This is a genomic window from Candidatus Vondammii sp. HM_W22, from assembly GCF_022530855.2.
GTDB lineage: Bacteria > Pseudomonadota > Gammaproteobacteria > Chromatiales > Chromatiaceae > Vondammii.
Genome location: NZ_CP099567.1, coordinates 2,105,853 through 2,123,967 on the forward strand (window position 1 = coordinate 2,105,853; position 18,115 = coordinate 2,123,967).

General features: G+C 51.1%; 15 protein-coding genes and 4 pseudogenes. 12 read left to right on the forward strand and 7 right to left on the reverse strand.

Features of this window, described 5'->3' with window-relative positions; all coding sequences use genetic code 11:
- Positions 1-190: 190 nt before the first annotated feature.
- A pseudogene (locus MN084_RS11650) lies at positions 191-1,154 on the reverse strand (IS3 family transposase); the annotation flags it as partial.
- Between the two features lie 95 nt (positions 1,155-1,249).
- Positions 1,250-2,341: an iron-sulfur cluster carrier protein ApbC gene (gene apbC, locus MN084_RS11655; protein ID WP_241086295.1), complete on the reverse strand. Its 1,092-nt coding sequence runs from the start codon at positions 2,339-2,341 to the stop codon at positions 1,250-1,252.
- A 387-nt stretch (positions 2,342-2,728) separates the two neighbouring features.
- Between apbC and MN084_RS19755 the strand changes: the two are divergent.
- Positions 2,729-3,072: pseudogene (locus tag MN084_RS19755) on the forward strand (transposase); the annotation flags it as partial.
- Positions 3,073-3,732: 660 nt separating this feature from the next.
- Here MN084_RS19755 and MN084_RS11660 read toward each other — a convergent pair.
- Positions 3,733-4,035, reverse strand: coding sequence for a hypothetical protein (locus MN084_RS11660; RefSeq protein ID WP_330178047.1), 303 nt, complete (start codon positions 4,033-4,035; stop codon positions 3,733-3,735).
- Positions 4,036-4,482: 447 nt separating this feature from the next.
- Between MN084_RS11660 and metG the strand changes: the two genes are divergently transcribed.
- The 11 genes and pseudogenes from metG to MN084_RS11715 all read left to right on the forward strand — a co-directional run bounded on the left by metG (position 4,483) and on the right by MN084_RS11715 (position 15,253).
- The gene (metG, locus tag MN084_RS11665) at positions 4,483-6,519 is read left to right on the forward strand and encodes a methionine--tRNA ligase (protein WP_241086293.1); all 2,037 of its coding nucleotides are present in this window, start codon (positions 4,483-4,485) and stop codon (positions 6,517-6,519) included.
- A 215-nt stretch (positions 6,520-6,734) separates the two neighbouring features.
- The gene (rsxA, locus tag MN084_RS11670) at positions 6,735-7,316 is read left to right on the forward strand and encodes an electron transport complex subunit RsxA (RefSeq protein WP_241086292.1); all 582 of its coding nucleotides are present in this window, start codon (positions 6,735-6,737) and stop codon (positions 7,314-7,316) included.
- A gap of 1 nt (position 7,317) precedes the next feature.
- Positions 7,318-7,887, forward strand: a complete 570-nt coding sequence (gene rsxB, locus MN084_RS11675; protein ID WP_241086291.1) for an electron transport complex subunit RsxB — start codon at positions 7,318-7,320, stop codon at positions 7,885-7,887.
- 12 nt (positions 7,888-7,899) lie between these two features.
- Positions 7,900-9,597, forward strand: coding sequence for an electron transport complex subunit RsxC (rsxC, locus tag MN084_RS11680; protein ID WP_241086290.1), 1,698 nt, complete (start codon positions 7,900-7,902; stop codon positions 9,595-9,597).
- Between the two features lie 63 nt (positions 9,598-9,660).
- On the forward strand, positions 9,661-10,644 hold the full coding sequence (gene rsxD / locus MN084_RS11685; protein WP_241086289.1) for an electron transport complex subunit RsxD: 984 nt from the start codon (positions 9,661-9,663) through the stop codon (positions 10,642-10,644).
- Positions 10,637-11,305: an electron transport complex subunit RsxG gene (gene rsxG, locus MN084_RS11690; RefSeq protein WP_241086288.1), complete on the forward strand. Its 669-nt coding sequence runs from the start codon at positions 10,637-10,639 to the stop codon at positions 11,303-11,305. The genes rsxD and rsxG overlap by 8 nt, the downstream gene beginning before the upstream one ends.
- Positions 11,306-11,316: 11 nt before the next feature.
- A complete protein-coding gene (locus MN084_RS11695) occupies positions 11,317-12,015 on the forward strand; it encodes an electron transport complex subunit E (protein ID WP_241086287.1) in 699 nt (232 codons plus the stop codon).
- 101 nt (positions 12,016-12,116) lie between these two features.
- Positions 12,117-12,752, forward strand: a complete 636-nt coding sequence (nth, locus tag MN084_RS11700; RefSeq protein ID WP_241086286.1) for an endonuclease III — start codon at positions 12,117-12,119, stop codon at positions 12,750-12,752.
- A gap of 7 nt (positions 12,753-12,759) precedes the next feature.
- Positions 12,760-13,188: a DUF1841 family protein gene (locus MN084_RS11705; RefSeq protein WP_277400348.1), complete on the forward strand. Its 429-nt coding sequence runs from the start codon at positions 12,760-12,762 to the stop codon at positions 13,186-13,188.
- A gap of 417 nt (positions 13,189-13,605) precedes the next feature.
- Positions 13,606-13,809 carry a transposase gene (locus MN084_RS19760; RefSeq protein ID WP_445083968.1) on the forward strand — a complete coding sequence of 68 codons (204 nt, stop codon included), beginning with the start codon at positions 13,606-13,608 and terminating at the stop codon, positions 13,807-13,809.
- A gap of 379 nt (positions 13,810-14,188) precedes the next feature.
- Positions 14,189-15,253 (forward strand): annotated as a pseudogene (locus tag MN084_RS11715) (IS3 family transposase).
- A gap of 257 nt (positions 15,254-15,510) precedes the next feature.
- Here MN084_RS11715 and MN084_RS11720 read toward each other — a convergent pair.
- From MN084_RS11720 to MN084_RS11740, 4 genes and pseudogenes are all read right to left on the reverse strand, one after another.
- Positions 15,511-15,699, reverse strand: coding sequence for a transposase (locus MN084_RS11720; RefSeq protein ID WP_241086284.1), 189 nt, complete (start codon positions 15,697-15,699; stop codon positions 15,511-15,513).
- Positions 15,671-16,321, reverse strand: coding sequence for a DDE-type integrase/transposase/recombinase (locus MN084_RS11725; protein WP_241086283.1), 651 nt, complete (start codon positions 16,319-16,321; stop codon positions 15,671-15,673). The genes MN084_RS11720 and MN084_RS11725 overlap by 29 nt, the downstream gene beginning before the upstream one ends.
- 20 nt (positions 16,322-16,341) lie before the next feature.
- Positions 16,342-16,605 carry a transposase gene (locus tag MN084_RS11730; RefSeq protein WP_241084966.1) on the reverse strand — a complete coding sequence of 88 codons (264 nt, stop codon included), beginning with the start codon at positions 16,603-16,605 and terminating at the stop codon, positions 16,342-16,344.
- Positions 16,606-16,670: 65 nt separating this feature from the next.
- Positions 16,671-17,786: pseudogene (locus MN084_RS11740) on the reverse strand (IS5 family transposase); the annotation flags it as partial.
- Positions 17,787-18,115 lie beyond the last annotated feature (329 nt).

An 18,115-nucleotide genomic window follows, 5' to 3' on the forward strand; every position in this document is an offset into this window, starting at 1 on the left:
CTATTTTTATAAACTGAGCCCAACAATACCCGAAAAGCCTCCCAGATATACGGTCCTTTCCAGCTTTGGCAGCAGCTCTCTCTTAGAGCCCCTACAAAAAACTGTACCGGGTATTCTTAGAAAAGTTCGGCCTTAAAGTACTTCTCCCAGAATTCATCCGGCATCAAATTTTCAGTGATGCATGGGGTCAGAATGTATTGTAATCATGGCGCCAGCTTTCAATCTTTTCTTGCACATCTTTCAGTGACAAAAAACAATGGGGATTTAAACATTCATCCCTAGAACTCCCGTTGAACGACTCAATAAACGCATTATCTGTTGGCTTTCCCTGCCGCGAAAAGTCTGATGTTACTTTATTCTTATACGCCCATTGATCAAGGGCCTTTGAAATAAATTCACGGCCATTATCGACTTGAATCCTCTCAGGCTTACGCTTATTGCAGAGTCGTAATTGCTCCATAACATCCACAACCTGTTCCTCTTTTGCAGCACGATCAACCGCAATAACAACACATTCTCGGCCAAATTATCGACTACAGTTAACGCTCTAATTCATCGCCCATTGAACAGTTGATCGGCGACAAAATCCATACTCCAGCACTGATCAATATGAAAGAGCTCCGGCCTATCCATCCGGTGTGCAGCGGCAACTCGACGCCTTGGTCGTTTGCGCCTTAGATTCAGGCCCTCTTCACGATAGATGCGCAACACACGCTTATGATTCATCCGCCAGCCTTCACGCTACAATAGGATGTGCATGCGTTGATAGCCATAACGAACACGGTCTTTGGCAATTTCACATATCCGGGATCGTAAAGCCGGATCATCATGCTTCCTGCTTTTGTGGCTATAATTGCTGCGGCTCATCTGAATGACTGCGCCGGCCCGACGATTACTGACTTGGTAGCTATCCTGGAGAAAAGTAATTAAACGTCGATGCCTAGCCGTCTTCAGCGCTTTTTTCGCACGACATCCCGAAGCATCTGCTTGTCTAGGCTTAGATTAGCCTCCATCTGCTTTAGGCGACGTTTTTTGTCCTCTAGTTGACGTAAACTCCGTCGCTCTGAAACACCTAAACCACCAAACTTCTTTTTCCAATAAAGCGTCTCGTCCGATATTCCCATCTTGCTGCAGACCTCCGAAATCCGTGTACCGCGATTTCCTCATGGCTCGTCCTCCTGCTTTCAACTTAACGGACCCGCCAAAATTCTCTAATTTAGATCAGTACGGTTTTTAGGGAGGGGGTCAATCAGTTATTTTGAATAACGATACTCGGGAACTTGGCAGCATAACTCTTCGCCTGAAGAGCCAACTTGGCCGTTGTCTTACGGGCGATCTCGCGATAGATCATCGAGATGCGTGACTCAGGCTCCGCCACCACCGTAGGCCTGCCGCCATCGGTCTCTTCGCGAATACGGATATCCAGTGGCAGGGCGCCAAGGAAATTAACGTCATACTGTTTCGCCATACGCTTACCGCCGCCTTCACCGAAGATATGCTCTTCGTGGCCACAATTAGAGCAGATGTGGGTACTCATGTTCTCCACAATACCCAGTATCGGCACTTCCACCTTCTCAAACATCTTGAAACCCTTGCGGGCATCCAACAGGGCGATATCCTGAGGTGTGGTCACAATCACTGCACCGGAAACAGGTACTTTCTGGGCCAGGGTCAGATGGGTATCACCGGTACCCGGCGGCAGATCGATAATCAGATAATCCAGATCAGACCAGTTGGTATCGTTGAGCAGCTGTTCCAGAGCCTGGGTAACCATCGGCCCACGCCAGATCATCGGGGTCTCTTCATCGACCAGGAAACCAATGGACATCGCCTGCAAACTATAACTCTCCAAGGGCTCCAGACTTTTACCGTCTTCGGACTCCGGCTGACCTGAAACACCGAGCATCCGAGGCTGGGACGGACCGTATATATCCGCGTCCAGAATACCCACCTTGGCGCCCTCTTCCGTCAGCGCCAACGCCAGGTTGACAGCAGTGGTGGATTTACCAACACCACCCTTGCCCGAAGCAACGGCAATAATGTTCTTAACGTTATCGATAGGCTTCAGGGATTTCTGCACGGAATGTGCGGTTACTTTCCAGCCTGCTTCCACGTCGGCGGAAGCGACACCATCAACAGCCTCGACCAGCCCTTTTATCTTAGCCGCCAATTCAGCCTTGATACCGTCTGCAGGGAAACCCAGTTCAACAGTGACCTTTACCTTGTCACCATCGATATCTATACCCTTGATTGCTTTAGAACTTACCAGATCTTTTTCCATATGAGGCTCAATGTAACTTTTGATCGCCTCTTCAATCTGCTCTTTTGTCACTTCAGCCATTCTTTGTCTCCTGAACTCGGAGCCCAACTACAGCAGGCCCTGGGGAATTGGTCAATATTCGCGCGGATTCTACAACACTATTTCCGAGTATACCAGTCAGGTATTCAGGCAAGGGCAACTATTCCGCCTGGTTTTCCGGGCCAACGCTTGGTCATTTTTCTGGCTTTTGTACTAATTTAATCTAGAGTTTCAGTGAGGATAAAATCCGAAAACTGCATAAAAAGATTGGCATAGCAGCAGTTCACACATTGTCGCACCTCGCATAACTTAGCGCCTCTGAAAAGTTATGCAAGGCACGAGTTTCCTTCAGAAGAGAAATAGAGCTTCTGGAGGCCGCTGTGAACGCAACAGGCATACGGTAATATCCCCCGCGAACTGTTCCATTGAATAACATTGTTGTGCAAAGCGCTACCCTCAAGATCTGCCGGCACTTTCATTGAGTTACTTATTGGCTCGATGCTTACCCCTACGGGTTTTATAACTGATGTCTATTTGATGCCGGATATGCGAAGCCATTGGACCAGTTACTACAAATGGTTACAGAATGGCAGATGGTCATGGTCGGCCTTAGCACCGTAATTTGTTCGACTCATACTGAGAGTAGTGAGGCCAACATGGTTCACTTTGCAATTGACGACACATTGACGCTTCGGGCTTCTAAAAAAGCACCCGGCAACAAGATTCATCGCCGACACGGGAACAAACCTGATCTTGCACAAGATGTGCGAGGACCGTCAATGCGAAAAATTCGAGCCACCAAATTGGCTAGGAAGTGAATATGCAGCAAGCTATAAACTTAGCCACTTGTAATCAGCGGCAGAATGACCATAGAGGATTCGGAACTCGAGTGGCTGATAGCGACTTGAAGTGGCTCTGTCGCTCTGAACTCTAGGGAGCCTCTAATTAATTCTGGATCGGATGGATAACGAGTAATAGCCAGCTATTGCCAAGATTTTCAACCCAGAGCCAAGGGGGGCAGCCGGCCGACACTGATTCATGAATTGATCTGAGGCTCCCTGGTTCAATAAAACAACGGCGCATAAACCAGCTATCTGCTAAAACTCTTACCTTTAACCACTGAAAATAAGCGGTAAACAGCCCGGACCAACGTATTTTCCACTACCAATTTCCCTGTATTGTCTGCACTTCGGTATCAGGCGGGATAGTAGGGGTAATGCTATATTTTCTCACCACCCTCCCTCTTTCTTTATGGAACCTCTAAAAATCCGACAAAGGCCAGCAGTCTCGAGCAAATCTGGAGAGCCCTGTACCTTTACCCAGCCCTGACGCCCGATGCTACGCACTAGTCGATTGACCTGCAGGGCAAACACGTGCTCAACTCAAGCCCGAACTCTTGATCGTTTTCGGTTTGCCTCTTGCTCCCGTTCATTCTAGGGGCGTTTACGTGTCGACTTGCGATGAATCTGACTGCGGTAATGCGCACCCGGTAAAGCGGCTTCTCGTTTTACACTGTGGCAAGCAGAATCGGCCCAGACACTTCCATTACTGTTGTTTTTATCCAGCCGTTCCTCAAAAACTTGGCTATCCCCGGCTTTGATCTGCCTATTTTCCTCTCGCGTATTACGTTGCTTGAGTACTGGAACGATAGCGGCATCTACAATCTGTCCCTTGCGAACACTGAAGCCTGCTGCATCAATATGGATCAATAGCTTCTGAAAAGAGTTTATCGACAAGGCCCCATTCTTTCAGGCGCTCACGATGCACCCAAACCGTTTTTGGCATCGGGTACCTTATTCCTCCGAGCTCAGTCCAAGAAAATGACAAAAGCTATAGCGATATATCCAGGGGGTAACGCTTGAGATTTACAGATTGCCGAGCTCAGGAAGACAAAACGCCTGGTGTCCCCCTCCCAAACTGAAACGGTTGTTTCATTGTTGGCCCCGACTCTTGCCGTTTAAAACCGGCTAAACCCGATTTATCGTGCAACCTGAATACTTCGTGGTGAATGTTGGGTTTCTGTATGGACACCGTGTAACCAAAGACAAAAAACTACCTGGCGACTCCCATTTTCTGAATCAAGCGCCCATTCCAGGTAAGCACCAACTGTGTGATAATAGTCCGATTTACTAGGCCAATACAGGCCCATATTGACTCAACTGCACCCAGCCAAGATCCCAAAAATGAGCAAAACCCCACGAAAAATACTCGTCACCAGCGCCCTCCCCTATGCCAATGGTCCAATCCATATTGGCCATCTCGTGGAGTATATCCAAACGGACATCTGGGTACGTTTTCAGAAAATGCGGGGGGAGCACTGCATCTATGTCTGCGCCGATGATGCCCATGGCACGCCGATCATGCTGAAAGCGCGCCAGGAAGGAATCGAACCGGAGGCATTAATCGAATGTATCTCGGTAGAGCACAAGGCGGATTTTGCAGAATTCAACGTGGCTTTCGACAACTATCACTCCACTCACTCGGAGGAGAATCGCCACTACGCATCCACCATTTATGAACGTAACCGGGATGCCGGACATATTGCCCGTCGCACCATCACTCAGGCCTATGATCCGGTAGAAAACATGTTCCTGCCTGACCGCTTCATCAAAGGCGTGTGTCCAAAGTGCGGCGCAGAAGATCAGTATGGCGACAACTGCGAGGTGTGCGGTGCCAGCTACTCTCCCAATGAGCTGAAAAAACCAGTATCCGCCATCTCCGGTGCCACCCCGGTCGATAAAGAGTCTGAGCACTATTTTTTCCGCCTCGATGATTTCGAAGAGATGCTGAAAAAGTGGACCAAAGGCGGCCATCTGCAGAACGAAGTATCAAACAAACTGGATGAGTGGTTCGCTGCCGGCCTAAGAGAGTGGGATATTTCCCGCGATGCCCCCTATTTTGGGTTTGAGATACCCGGCCACCCGGGAAAATATTTCTATGTCTGGCTGGACGCTCCCATCGGCTATATGGCCAGTTTTCAGAACCTGTGCGACCGCACCGAAGGGCTCAACTTTGACGATTTTTGGGCCAAGGAGTCCGATGCCGAGCTCTATCATTTTATCGGCAAGGATATTATTTACTTCCATGCCCTGTTCTGGCCTGCGATGCTTGATGGTGCCGGTTTCCGGACGCCAACGGCGGTTTTCTCCCACGGTTTCCTGACCGTGGACGGGCAGAAGATGTCCAAATCACGAGGCACGTTTATCAAAGCGCGGACTTATCTGGACCATCTTAATCCAGAATATCTGCGCTACTACTTTGCCGCCAAACTGGGTTCCACCATTGAAGATATCGACCTCAATCTGGAAGATTTTTCGGCCCGGGTAAACTCAGATCTGGTGGGCAAGGTGGTGAATATCGCCAGCCGCTGTGCCGGATTCATCAAGAAACGTTTTTCCGGGCGACTCTCAGACAACCTTTCGGAACACTCCCTGTTCGATGAGTTCATCACTGCGGGCGACTCGATTGCTGAGCACTATGAAAAGCGTGAATTCAGCCATGCCGTAAGAGAGATCATGGCCCTGGCCGACCGCGCCAATCAGTATATTGATGAGAAAAAGCCCTGGATCATTGCCAAGGAGGAGGATAAACAGCAGGAGTTACATGACGTCTGCTCCATGGGCATCAATCTGTTCCGGCTGCTGATCGGTTATCTGCGCCCCATTCTGCCTGCCACGGCGGAGAAATCCGAAGCCTTCCTGCAAGTCGATCCGCTCACATGGGAGTGCCTTGGCGCCCCCCTCACCGCCCATGAGATTGCCAAGTTCAAGCCACTCATGACCCGGGTGGAGGCGAAACAGATCGATGCCATGGTAGACGGATCAAAACAGGACCTCACCCAGACACCGGGAGTTGCTGAGGTAAAAGGTCCTCTGGCAAATGATCCGATCAGTGATACGGTTGAATTCCCCGATTTCGCCAAGGTGGATCTGCGCATCGTGAAAATCGTCAAAGCCGCTCACGTCGAGGGGGCAGACAAACTGTTGCAGCTGACCCTGGATCTGGGGGGCGAAACACGTAACGTATTTGCCGGTATCAAATCGGCTTACGCGCCGGAAGATCTCGAAGGCAAAATGACCGTCATGGTTGCCAACCTGGCAACCATGAAAATGCGCTTTGGCCTCTCTGAAGGCATGGTGCTGGCAGCAGGTCTCGGCGGCAAGGAGCTGTTCATCCTCAGCCCAGATTCCGGCGCTGAACCGGGCATGCGAGTAAAGTGACACAGAGATACAGAAGTCGCAGCGATTTAGAAATATCAATGCCCCGTACCAAAAGCCTGTCCGAGAATAGAGACCATAGCGAAGGAGATCCATTCTCGGACAACTGCCCAGGTAAATGGCGAGAAACTATGCCCCTGCAAATCACCGGTTGTTAACGTTAACGTTAACCACTAACATTTTTACTTCGACAGAGTCAGGGACAAAAACCGATAACGATGAAAGAGTACGCCATCATTCTCATCAGCACCGTGCTGGTCAACAACTTCGTTCTGGTGAAGTTTCTTGGCTTATGCCCGTTCATGGGAGTGTCAAAAAAGCTGGAGACGGCTGTCGGCATGGGCATGGCGACAACCTTCGTCCTCACACTCTCCTCCATCTGCAGCTATCTGGCGAATGAGTATCTGCTGGTCCCGTTAGGCCTGGAATATCTGCGCACCATCACATTCATCCTGGTCATCGCTGTACTGGTGCAGTTTACCGAAATGGTGATGCATAAAACCAGCCCGGTTCTCTATCAGGTGCTCGGTATTTTCCTGCCCCTGATCACAACCAACTGCGCAGTACTTGGCGTTGCACTGCTCAACGTCCAGGAACAGCACAATTTTATCGAATCCGGGCTCTATGGTTTTGGGGCCGCCGCTGGCTTCTCGCTGGTGTTGGTACTGTTTGCGGCGGTGCGTGAACGGGTAGCCGTAGCCGATGTGCCCGCCCCTTTCCAGGGAAGCTCCATCGCCCTGATCACTGCGGGCCTGATGTCCATTGCCTTTATGGGCTTCGCCGGATTGGTGTCGAACTAAGATGCTGACCGCCATTGCCACCCTTTCCCTGCTCGCCCTCGCTTTTGGCCTGTTGCTGGGTTATTCATCCATCCACTTCCGCGTGGAAGGCGATCCTATTGTCGATAAAGTGGATGCACTGCTGCCCCAGACCCAGTGTGGCCAGTGCAGCTTCGCTGGCTGCCGCCCCTATGCCGAAGCCATTGCCAATGGCGAAGCCGAAATAAACCTCTGCCCCCCTGGCGGTGAGACCACGATGATCGCCCTGGCCGATCTTCTGGGAAAAGATCCGATTCCGGTAGGTGGTGGTGAGACGGAAAAGAAGGTCAAAGCGATCGCCGTCATCCGGGAACCGGAATGCATCGGCTGCACCCTCTGCATCCAAGCCTGCCCGGTGGACGCGATACTGGGTGCGGCCAAAAGCATGCACACCGTCATCAGTAGTGAATGCACCGGCTGTGAGCTCTGCCTCCCACCCTGTCCTGTAGAATGCATCGACATGGTGCCAATCAAGGTGGATACCGGCAACTGGAAATGGCCCTTCCCCAATGCCACGGGAAGCCTGCCGATAACCAACACGTCTGCAGGATAGCCAAGGATAAAGATGCAGTACGCCAGCAACCACCATCCAATCCACAAACTCCACCGTTTCCACGGCGGCCTGCACCTACCGGACAATAAACGCCAATCCACTGGCCAGCCAGTGGCACAGGCGCATCTGCCAAAAAGGCTGATCCTGCCACTGCAACAACATATCGGCGAGATAGCCGAGTCCCTTGTCGCCGTTGGCGATAGAGTGCTCAAAGGAGAGATGATCGCCAAGCCCCAAGGGTATATCAGCTCACCGGTCCACGCCTCCAGCTCCGGTATCGTGGTAGCGATCGCTGAGCATGCTATTCCCCACCCCTCAGGCCTATCCGCTCCCTGTATCGTGATTGAAACCGATGGCAAGGACGAGTGGTGCGAGCTTCCGGAACCGATTGTAGATATCACGTCGGCCGGCCATACCCTGCTGCGCGAGCGCATCCGCAGCGCCGGCATCGTTGGACTTGGCGGCGGCGCCTTTCCAACCAGTGTAAAGCTCAACCCCGGTCCGGATAACCCGATTAACACCTTGGTGATCAACGGCGCTGAATGCGAGCCTTTTATCACTTGTGATGACATGCTGATGCGGGCACAGGCCGATCGCATCATGGCCGGTATCGGCATACTTAGACATTTGACAGGGGCAGAGAAGTGCCTCATCGGTATCGAGGACAACAAGCCCGAAGCCATCACGGCGATGAGCGATGTCGTAGCCAGAGCGGCACTGGAATGGGCAGAGGTGGTCAGTATACCGACCCTCTACCCCAGTGGAGGTGAGAAACAGCTGATCAAAGTATTGCTGGGCACGGAAGTCCCCAGCGGTGGCATCCCAGCGCACATCGGTGTCGTTTGCCACAATGTCGGCACCGCAGCCACTGTGGCAGATGCCGTGCTGGAGGGAAAACCACTGATCTCCCGTTACCTCACCATCACCGGAGAGGGCGTCAACAGCCCATGTAATATGAAAGCGTTGATCGGCACCCCTGCTGTTGAACTGATCGACCAGGCGGGCGGCTATGCAGCAGCAGCAGCAAAACTGATCATGGGCGGACCGATGATGGGCTTCACCCTCCATGAAGACCGGGTACCAATCACCAAAGCAACCAACTGTCTACTGGTCTCCAGCCTGTCGGAAAGCCCGGAAGCCAGCCCGGCGCTCGCCTGCATCCGCTGTGGCAAGTGTGCTGAAGTCTGCCCAGTGAACCTGCTGCCCCAGCAAATGTATTGGTATGCCCGGGCGAAAGACCTGGAAAAAGCCCAGGATTACAATCTGTTCGACTGCATCGAATGCGGCTGCTGCTCCCATGTCTGCCCCTCGCACATTCCACTGGTGCAGTATTACCGTTATGCCAAAACCGAAAGCTGGGCTCAGGAGCGGGAGACTAAAAGTGCTGAGCACGCCCGGCTGCGTCACGAGGCCCGCGAAGCACGACTGGAACGTCTGAAAGCGGAGCGCAAAGCACGCCTGGGCAAGAAAAAAGAGGCTCTGGCAAAAAAATCCACCGCAAAAAAGGCGGATGGAGTCGACCCGAAAAAAGCGGCCATTGAAGCCGCGATGAAACGTGCGGCAGAAAAGAAGGCCAATCTTTCAGAAAATGGCATCAAGCCTGAAAATACCGAACAGCTGACCGAGGCCCAGCAGCGCGCTATTGCCGATGCGGATGCCCGCCGCACAACGGACAAAGAGACAACGATCCCGGACCAGCAAGGCAAATAACGGATGCTATTTCCAACCATCACATCGCCACATACCGACCGGCCAAACAGCGTACGAATGACCATGTTGTGGGTAATCATCGCTCTGGTCCCGGGAACCGTTGCCATGTTCTGGTATTTCAGCTGGGGTATTCTGATCAACATGGCATTGGCCAGCATCACCGCCATTGGTTGTGAAGCCTTGGCAATGAAGCTGAGAGGCCGCAAGGCCCTACCTGTTATCGGTGACTTCAGCGCCCTGCTCACCGCCTTGCTGTTTGCTATTTCCATTCCACCGCTGCTGCCCTGGTGGATGACAGTGATCGGTATCGCTTTTGCCATTCTGATGGTTAAACAGATCTACGGCGGCCTTGGTTACAACCCCTTCAATCCCGCGATGGCAGGCTATGTCCTGCTACTGGTCTCCTATCCGGTGGAGATGACCTCCTGGTTACCACCAGCCATGCTCAATGAGCATCCACTGACACTGCTTCAAACCCTCTCAGTGATCTTTAGCGGCAGCCTGCCTGTCGGTCTTAGCTGGGATGCAGTAACCGCCGCAACCCCCCTTGATGCCATGCGCACTCAGCTGGATCTGAATCAAACTATCAGCGAAATTCGCCAAAGCCCGTTATGGGATGATTTTGGTGGACTTGGCTGGGAGTGGGTAGGCAACTGGTACCTGCTCGGCGGCCTGTTCCTGATCTACAAACGGGTGATCAGCTGGCACATCCCGGTATCCATACTGGCTGCTCTGCTACTGATCTCCATGCTGTTCCATTTCCTGGACCAGGATCTCTACCCCTTCGGACTATTCCATATTTTCAGCGGAGGCACGCTGCTGGGAGCTTTCTTTATCGCCACCGATCCGGTCTCTGCCTGTACCACCAAGAAGGGGCAGTTGATCTTTGGCGCCAGCATAGGCTTTATCATCTACGCCATCCGCACCTGGGGCGGCTACCCTGATGCGGTTGCCTTTGCCGTACTATTGATGAACATGGCTGCACCCACTATCGACTACTACACCCAGCCAAAGGTGTTCGGTCAGCGCGAGGGGCGTGATGATTAAACACCCCATCACCATTGCCGGCATGCTCCTCGCTCTGTTTACCGCAGCAGGCACGGGACTGGTTGCCCTGACCCATCAACAGACGGCCGATCGCATTGCGGCCAATGAGCGCGAGGCGCTGCTGCGCAGTCTTACCGCCCTGGTTCCCAGTGAAACCATCGATAACGACATCATTGGAGATACACTTTTCGTCAGCGACCTGGAGCGACTAGGCACCAAACAGACACAGGTCTACCTGGGCCGTAAACAGAGCAACCCGGTGGCGGCTGTCTTTACAACAGTTGTCCCCGGCGGCTATAGCGGCCCGATCAAACTGCTGGTAGCTGTACGCATCGACGGGACGCTGGGCGGCGTACGCGTCGTGGCCCACAAAGAGACCCCGGGACTGGGAGACAAGGTAGAAGAAGCAAGATCTGAATGGATCTACTCTTTTAACGGAAAATCTCTGATAAACCCTGACATTTCACGCTGGAAGGTAAAACGGGACGGCGGTGACTTCGAGCAATTCACCGGCGCAACCATTACCCCAAGATCCATTGTCAAAGCAGTGAAAAATACCCTGCTATATTTCAAGGATCAGGGTAAATCACTGTTTAATAAAAACACCCTCCCAGATGGGCAAAAAAGCGCGGCTGAGAGCAAAACCCCCAAAGCGGGTTAAGAGGCAATCCAATGGCAGAAACAGGCTATGGCAAACTGATCCGGGACGGACTCTGGAATAGCAATCAGGCAATGGTCGCCCTGCTGGGCCTCTGCCCACTGCTGGCGGTAACCAACACGGCCATTAACGGTCTGGGGCTTGGCATCGCCACGACACTCGTCCTGACCTTATCCAACACCACAGTCTCATTAATCCGCAATCTGGTGCGTCCTGAGGTGAGACTGCCGGTGTTCGTCATCGTCATCGCCTCCTTTGTCACCGCTGTTGAACTCAGCATGAATGCCTGGTTCTATGAACTCTACCAGATCCTGGGTATCTTCATCCCTCTCATCGTCACCAACTGCGCCATCATTGGAAGAGCCGAGGCATTTGCCTCGAAGAACAGTGTCGACAAGGCGATTGTCGATGGTCTTGCCATGGGTATAGGCTTTACACTGGCGCTGGTGGCCCTCGGCTCCCTGCGCGAAATTATCGGCATGGGAACACTCTTTTCCCAGGCAGACCTTATGTTTGGCGAGGCAGCCAAAGGGATCACTTTCAGCCTCGGTGAAAACTACAAAGGCATGCTACTGGCAATCCTGCCCCCCGGCGCATTTCTTGGATTGGGGCTGATGATTGCCCTGAAAAATATCATTGATAGTCGAACGGCAAAAAAACAGGAAGCGGCAGCTAGTAGCGAAGCAGCCGACCTAGAGGCCAGTACGGCCTGATTCGATACTGGAACAGTCATTTCTCCTATATACCCTCACTCCACCCGGTGCCGCATGACGGTACATTGTACGGCTTCATAGATAGAGGGAACTAATACGAAATGAACAAAGCGATACGTCAACAAATATTCAAGCGGCTGAGGGCTGATAATCCCAACCCGGAAACGGAACTCAACTATGCAACCCCCTTCGAACTGTTGATCGCGGTGGTGCTCTCGGCCCAGGCAACGGACAAGGGTGTCAACAAGGCCACAACAAAGCTCTTCCCTGTAGCCAACACACCAGAGACTATTCTGGCACTGGGCGAATCCGGACTGAAGGAGTACATCAGGACTATTGGCCTCTATAACAGCAAGGGTGCCAACATCATTAAAACATGCTCATTGCTCATCACTGAGCATGACAGTCAGGTTCCTGATGAGAGAAAGGCGCTGGAGGCGTTGCCCGGTGTTGGGCGAAAAACCGCCAATGTTATTCTCAACACAGCCTTTGGGCAGCCAACGATGGCAGTGGACACGCATATATTCAGAGTCAGTAACCGTACCCGGATCGCACCAGGAAAAAATGTAATCGAGGTAGAAGAAAAGCTCCTGCGCAACATCCCCGGTGAGTTTATGCTGAGCGCCCACCACTGGTTGATTCTCCACGGAAGATACACCTGTATTGCGCGCAAACCCCGCTGTGGTTCCTGTATCATTGAAGACCTGTGTGAATACCGGGACAAAGGTCTGGATTGATAACACCATGTTTGGCAACGACCGTGCAAAGATGCGCCAATTCTTTACCGATACCTGGCGTAAAACTCAGGAGAAACTCCCCCTTGATCCTCTGGAGCAGATTATCGCCACTATCATCAGCCAACACCCCGAGTACCATGCCATGCTGGAGGGGTCGGATGATCTTCTCGATCGGGATTTCATGCCGGTAGGCGGGGAAAAAAATCCATTTCTCCACATGGGGATGCATATCAGCATTCAAGAGCAGCTTGGCACCGAAAGGCCCTCAGGTATCAATACGCTCTACCGGCAACTGGTGATCAAGGTGGGTGATCCGCACCAGGCCGAACATCAACTCATGGAGTGCCTTGGCCGCATGCTATGGGAGGCACAGCGCTCCGGTCGGATGCCGGATGAACAGGCATATCTCAAATGTGTTAAAGGTTTGGTTGCTTAGAAACAGGAGAGCAGAAGGCGCAACACCTAACATCTCTTCAGAGATAGCCGGATTAGCTAGACGGTGTCATCATGAGTTTAAATTAAGTTGCATAAGATCCAACCTAACAACTAAAAACCAATAACACAATGACAACACCAACACACAAAAGACACGGCATAGACGACAACACATGAGAACTACTATCACCATACCTTACAGGACAAAAAGGAATTCACGGTGGCATAGCTAAAGATAACCGTTTGTTTCTCATATGCGGTATTCTGGATTCTATGCACAAGCGAGCCGTGGCGCAACTTACCACCTGATTAGGGTGATAGGGAGAACACCCATCGGCGTTTTTGTCGTTGGCGTGATAAAGGCATATGGGAGGATTTATTGCCCCAGATAATTGATGAGCCGAACTTTGAATGGATTATGATTGATGGCAGTCATATCAATATTCATCCACATGCAGCAGGTGCGGACAGGAGGCAATCAAGATATGAGCCGTACAAAAGGGGGCTTAACACCAAGATCCACTTGGCCGTGGATGCGTGTGGTGTGCCGATCAGATTCATTGTTACTAAAGGTACCAGGGCTGATTGCACGCAGGCTAGCACACTGATTTTATGGGCTTAGAGGTGAATGTCTTTTGGCTGATATGGCCCACGATACACAGGGGATATTAGAGAAGGCAAAATCACAGGATATAAGTATTGTTATTCCACCAAAGAAGAATAGAAAAGAACAGCGAGAATATGACAAGCATCTGTACTAAATTAGTACATTTGGTTGAGAATGCATTTCTACATCTCCAATGAGACAGCCCTAAATTCTGTGTAACTGCCTATCATTAAACCCAAACAAGGGAGAGGATAGGCAGCTGATCGACAAGAAAGAGCTCCAAGCGATAGCCCAAGCAGCCACTAATAACATTAAAATTAAAGAGGTAATACCCCGGGAAGTAGCTGACGCCAAAAGTAGAATTTTCTCGTAATATGAACGCAGGAGATTCTGCATGAAGACATCAAGATTCAAGGACAGCCAGATCATTGCTATTCTCAAGCAGGCTGAGACTGTCACACCAGTTTCCGATCTGTGCCGGGAGCATGGGCATGAGCAGTGCCACCTTCTACAAGTGGCGCGCCAAATACGGCGGCATGGACGCCTCTCTCATGAAGCGTATGAAGGAACTCGAGGATAAGAACCGGCGACTCAAGAAGATGTACGCTGAGACCAAATTAGAGGCGGAGATCGTCAAGGAGGCCCTGGCAAAAAAGTGGTAAGGCCATCTCGTCGCAAAGAGATGGCGTGTCGGTACGCCTGGCTTGTCGTGCATTTCTGTATCAGCGAGACCTGCTATCGCTATCAGGCCAAGCATTCGAGCGACAACGCACTGATTGCAGATTGGTTACTCCGATTGACGATGACCAATCGAACCTGGGGTTTAGGGTTGTGCTATTTGTACCTGCGCAATGTGAAGGGTTACCCCTACAATCATAAACGTGTATACCGCATATACAGGGAGTTTGAGCTGAACCTGCGGATCAAGCTCAAACGTCGATTGAAGCGCGACGTGCCGGATGCGCTAGCTGTACCTCGTCAAATTAACATCATGTGGTCGATGGATTTTATGCATGACAGCCTGGCCGATGGCCGTAGCTTCAGGACGTTCAATGTCATCGACGACTACAATCGTGAGGGGCTGGGTATTGAGGTGGACTTCTCGTTACCGGCAGTGCGTGTCATTCGTGCACTGGAACAGATCATCGAATGGCGAGGCAAGCCAAATTCCATTCGCTGCGACAATGGCCCCGAACTAATCAGTGGTCAACTGATGGAGTGGGCAGAGAAACAGTGGATTAAGTTACACTATATCCAGCCCGGCAACCCGCAACAGAACGCGTACGTGGAGCGTTTTAACAGAACAGTTCGACATGAATAGCTGAACCAGCATCTCTTTGAGTCGATCGAGTATGCCCAGCACACCGCCACTCAATGGTTGTGGCGCTACAATACAGAGCGGCCAAACATGGCCATTGGAGGAATAACACCGTATCAGAAGTTGGCGCAAGCCGCATAAGCTCTACTTTTGTGCGCAGCTGAAAATGGGGGGATTACCGACCCTGAAATATTCATTCCAGGCACTTAATAATACTGTTGTTTCTGTTTTGCAAACAGGAACAACAGTATGGACATGATATTTTTCAGCACAAAAAGAACCTCCCTCATCCATTTTCTGAAGTTGAAGGCAGCCGCCGCCATAAGCAAGTTAATCTGATCCCCGGCAAAGCCTTTAAGAAAGTTTGAAATGCCCCCATTCTATGGCCACTTGGCTTGTTAGGTTCTCCGCATTTCACGTAATCCAAAATACGCCATCTCTGGCGTGACGTAGTGTTGTGAACTGTGGGGTCGCCGCTCATTATATCGGCAACGCCACTGTTCAATAACAACTCTGGCTTCGGTCAGGCTACCAAATATCTCTGCATTTAAACACTCCTTAGCGGAAAATGCCGTTGAAGCTTTCATTGCTGCCATTTTGCCAGGGTTTTCCCGGTTCAATATTGGCTAGCTTAATATCATGCTTTTCCAGTTCCTCGCGCAGTACGAGGGCCAACAGCTCAGCTCCGTTGTCGCTGCGAATGGCTCGGGGAATTCCGTAGCGAATGATTAATTCACGTAGCACCGCTTTCACGTGTTGACTCTGTAAGTATCGACCAGTTTTGATTGCCAGACAATAACCGGTTGCTTCGTCCTTGACCGTCAAGCACCGCAGAGGCTCTGCGTCATGATAGCGGTCATGTACGAAATCCCATGCCCACACATCATTCCGTCGTAGCGCCAATCCCTCCAGTTTTACCCCAGTGCGAATCTTCCGTCGAGGGCGATAAGGCGGCAAACACAGACCATTAAGCCGCCAGAGTCGATATACGCATTTGTTGTTTACCTGCCAACCTCTGAGCCGCAGATAGGCGCCTGCTAAACGATAGCCCCAACTGGGATCCTCCCGCACCACTACACGCAACGCGGCCGACAGATGCCGGTCACGACGTTCTCGTTTTGAACTATAATGAAGCCCCGATCGCGGTGTCGTACAAAACCAGCTTGCTCGCCTTTGGCTAAGGCCCCGTTCAATAGCAAACAATGCCATGGCGCGCTTCGCGCGGGGGCTCACCACTTTTTTGCTTGTATCTCCTTCATGACCTCTACTTCCAGGTCACGTTCTGCTAGCAGCTTTTTGAGCCGCATGTTCTCATCCTTGACTCGCTTTAGCTCCCGCACATCTGAAACTTCCATCCCGGCATACTTGTTGCGCCAACGGTAGATCGACTGCTCCGATACGCCGTGTTTGCGTGCTGCCGCTACGGCCGTTGTTGCCTCTGCATCGCGCAGTACAGCCACGATCTGCTCATCTGAAAAATGTCCCTTCTTCATCCTGGTTCTCCTCAGGTAGAGGAAAACCTAACATACCACTGGTCTAGTGTTCGGGGGCAATCCAAGTTCCTTTTTAGCCTGTGGTCACTCTTTAAGTGACCACAGGCTCAATACCAGCTCGTCTTCTGAAACGTTTTCTGGCTAATGCCATGGCTTCTCCTGAGGTATTCTTCCTAGCAGGCTTTGTGGCGTTACTATCTGGGTGTCATTAACCTTTGATTTACCCCGATAACCTCGATCAGCAATACCCACTTTGGGTACTCGATTGATGAGACGTTTCACCTGTGCCAAGCACCAATCACAATGCCCGCGTCCCTTATGGTGGTGATTGATGCCTTGGTGCCAAACTCATAACGCTGCTGGGCCTTGCCTTTGCTCATACAGTAAACATGAGGTTCATGTAGGCTGTACAACTTGTTTTTATCAGCACGCTTCTGATTCAGCATGCGCTGGTACAGGGTGAACTTTTCTGCATAGAATTTCTGTTGTTCTCCGGTCATCTTACGCTGTATTTCACGTAGTAATCGGCCGCTGATGGTCTTTAATCGCTTGACGGCCTTACGTGCCTTTTTACGATTCCTCGGATGCGTGGCAAATCGGGTGGGGAGCTTGAGAATTTTTACTTCCTTCTCATGGCTTCGACTGAGCACGATACCTTCTGCTCGGGCCATCTTGAGTAACTGCCCGTGTATCTTTCGGTACTGCTTTGCATCAGTTGGAAAGGTAATGTTTTTCTCTTGTACGGTAGTGTCGATACACATTTTATCTTCGATCGCCTTTTCTTGATGTAAGGCGATAGAGGCAGCCAGGACCTTTTCAAAACCTTCGTTGTCAATACGCTTTCTGAAGTAAGTCAGGTCGGAGGGGTCACAAGGAAGTTGCCATTGGAATTCGATCTCACCCGTAAAACTCGGGTAGTAGGGATTTTGTATCCAGCGTTGAATCAGAACCTCGTCACTGAGATCTTCCAGATGCTTGAGTATCGAGAGGCCCACCATTAGGCGGATGGGTTTTGAGGGCTTTCCAAGATGAGAATAAAGCGGGGCAAATTCAGCATCAAAATATGACCAGTCTATCTGTCTGGCCAGTAGCAAAAGTGGATGCTTGGGGTTCAGCTGATCCAGTAAGTTCTGGTGCAGGAAACTTTGCTGGTTGGGATTGGCTGTCTTGGCTTTGCTCAATTATCCACCTCTGTTTCGTCCAGTTTTTCTCTGCTTTTATCCCTTTCACGGACGTTTATTTTATAAAATTTAGACGCTTATTTTATATAAATCATTGCGTTATGAATATTTCAGGGTCGACTAGCTACTTGTAATCAGCGGCAGAATGATCACAGAGGGTTCGGAATTCGAGTGGCTGATAGCGACTTGAAGTGGCTGGATCGCTCTAAACTCTGGGCAATAAAAGAGGTGCCATTTAAAGACGGAGTCGAGGTAGATAAATTAGACCAGATTGCCACTTGAGAAATGACTAATACACCGCTTTTGATAATAACTCCGGCCTGACTGTG

What these genes read in the sequence shown, in the direction of transcription:
- rsxD (WP_241086289.1), top strand. Translation starts at nt 9,661, where the DNA reads ATGTTGTGGGTAATCATCGCTCTGGTCCCGGGAACCGTTGCCATGTTC.
- rsxG (WP_241086288.1), top strand. Translation starts at nt 10,637, where the DNA reads ATGATTAAACACCCCATCACCATTGCCGGCATGCTCCTCGCTCTGTTT.
- rsxC (WP_241086290.1), top strand. Translation starts at nt 7,900, where the DNA reads ATGCAGTACGCCAGCAACCACCATCCAATCCACAAACTCCACCGTTTC.
- MN084_RS11705 (WP_277400348.1), top strand. Translation starts at nt 12,760, where the DNA reads ATGTTTGGCAACGACCGTGCAAAGATGCGCCAATTCTTTACCGATACC.
- MN084_RS11725 (WP_241086283.1), bottom strand. Translation starts at nt 16,321, where the DNA reads ATGGCATTGTTTGCTATTGAACGGGGCCTTAGCCAAAGGCGAGCAAGC.
- MN084_RS11730 (WP_241084966.1), bottom strand. Translation starts at nt 16,605, where the DNA reads ATGAAGAAGGGACATTTTTCAGATGAGCAGATCGTGGCTGTACTGCGC.
- apbC (WP_241086295.1), bottom strand. Translation starts at nt 2,341, where the DNA reads ATGGCTGAAGTGACAAAAGAGCAGATTGAAGAGGCGATCAAAAGTTAC.
- rsxB (WP_241086291.1), top strand. Translation starts at nt 7,318, where the DNA reads ATGCTGACCGCCATTGCCACCCTTTCCCTGCTCGCCCTCGCTTTTGGC.
- rsxA (WP_241086292.1), top strand. Translation starts at nt 6,735, where the DNA reads ATGAAAGAGTACGCCATCATTCTCATCAGCACCGTGCTGGTCAACAAC.
- MN084_RS11695 (WP_241086287.1), top strand. Translation starts at nt 11,317, where the DNA reads ATGGCAGAAACAGGCTATGGCAAACTGATCCGGGACGGACTCTGGAAT.
- MN084_RS19760 (WP_445083968.1), top strand. Translation starts at nt 13,606, where the DNA reads ATGATTGATGGCAGTCATATCAATATTCATCCACATGCAGCAGGTGCG.
- nth (WP_241086286.1), top strand. Translation starts at nt 12,117, where the DNA reads ATGAACAAAGCGATACGTCAACAAATATTCAAGCGGCTGAGGGCTGAT.
- metG (WP_241086293.1), top strand. Translation starts at nt 4,483, where the DNA reads ATGAGCAAAACCCCACGAAAAATACTCGTCACCAGCGCCCTCCCCTAT.
- MN084_RS11720 (WP_241086284.1), bottom strand. Translation starts at nt 15,699, where the DNA reads ATGAAAGCTTCAACGGCATTTTCCGCTAAGGAGTGTTTAAATGCAGAG.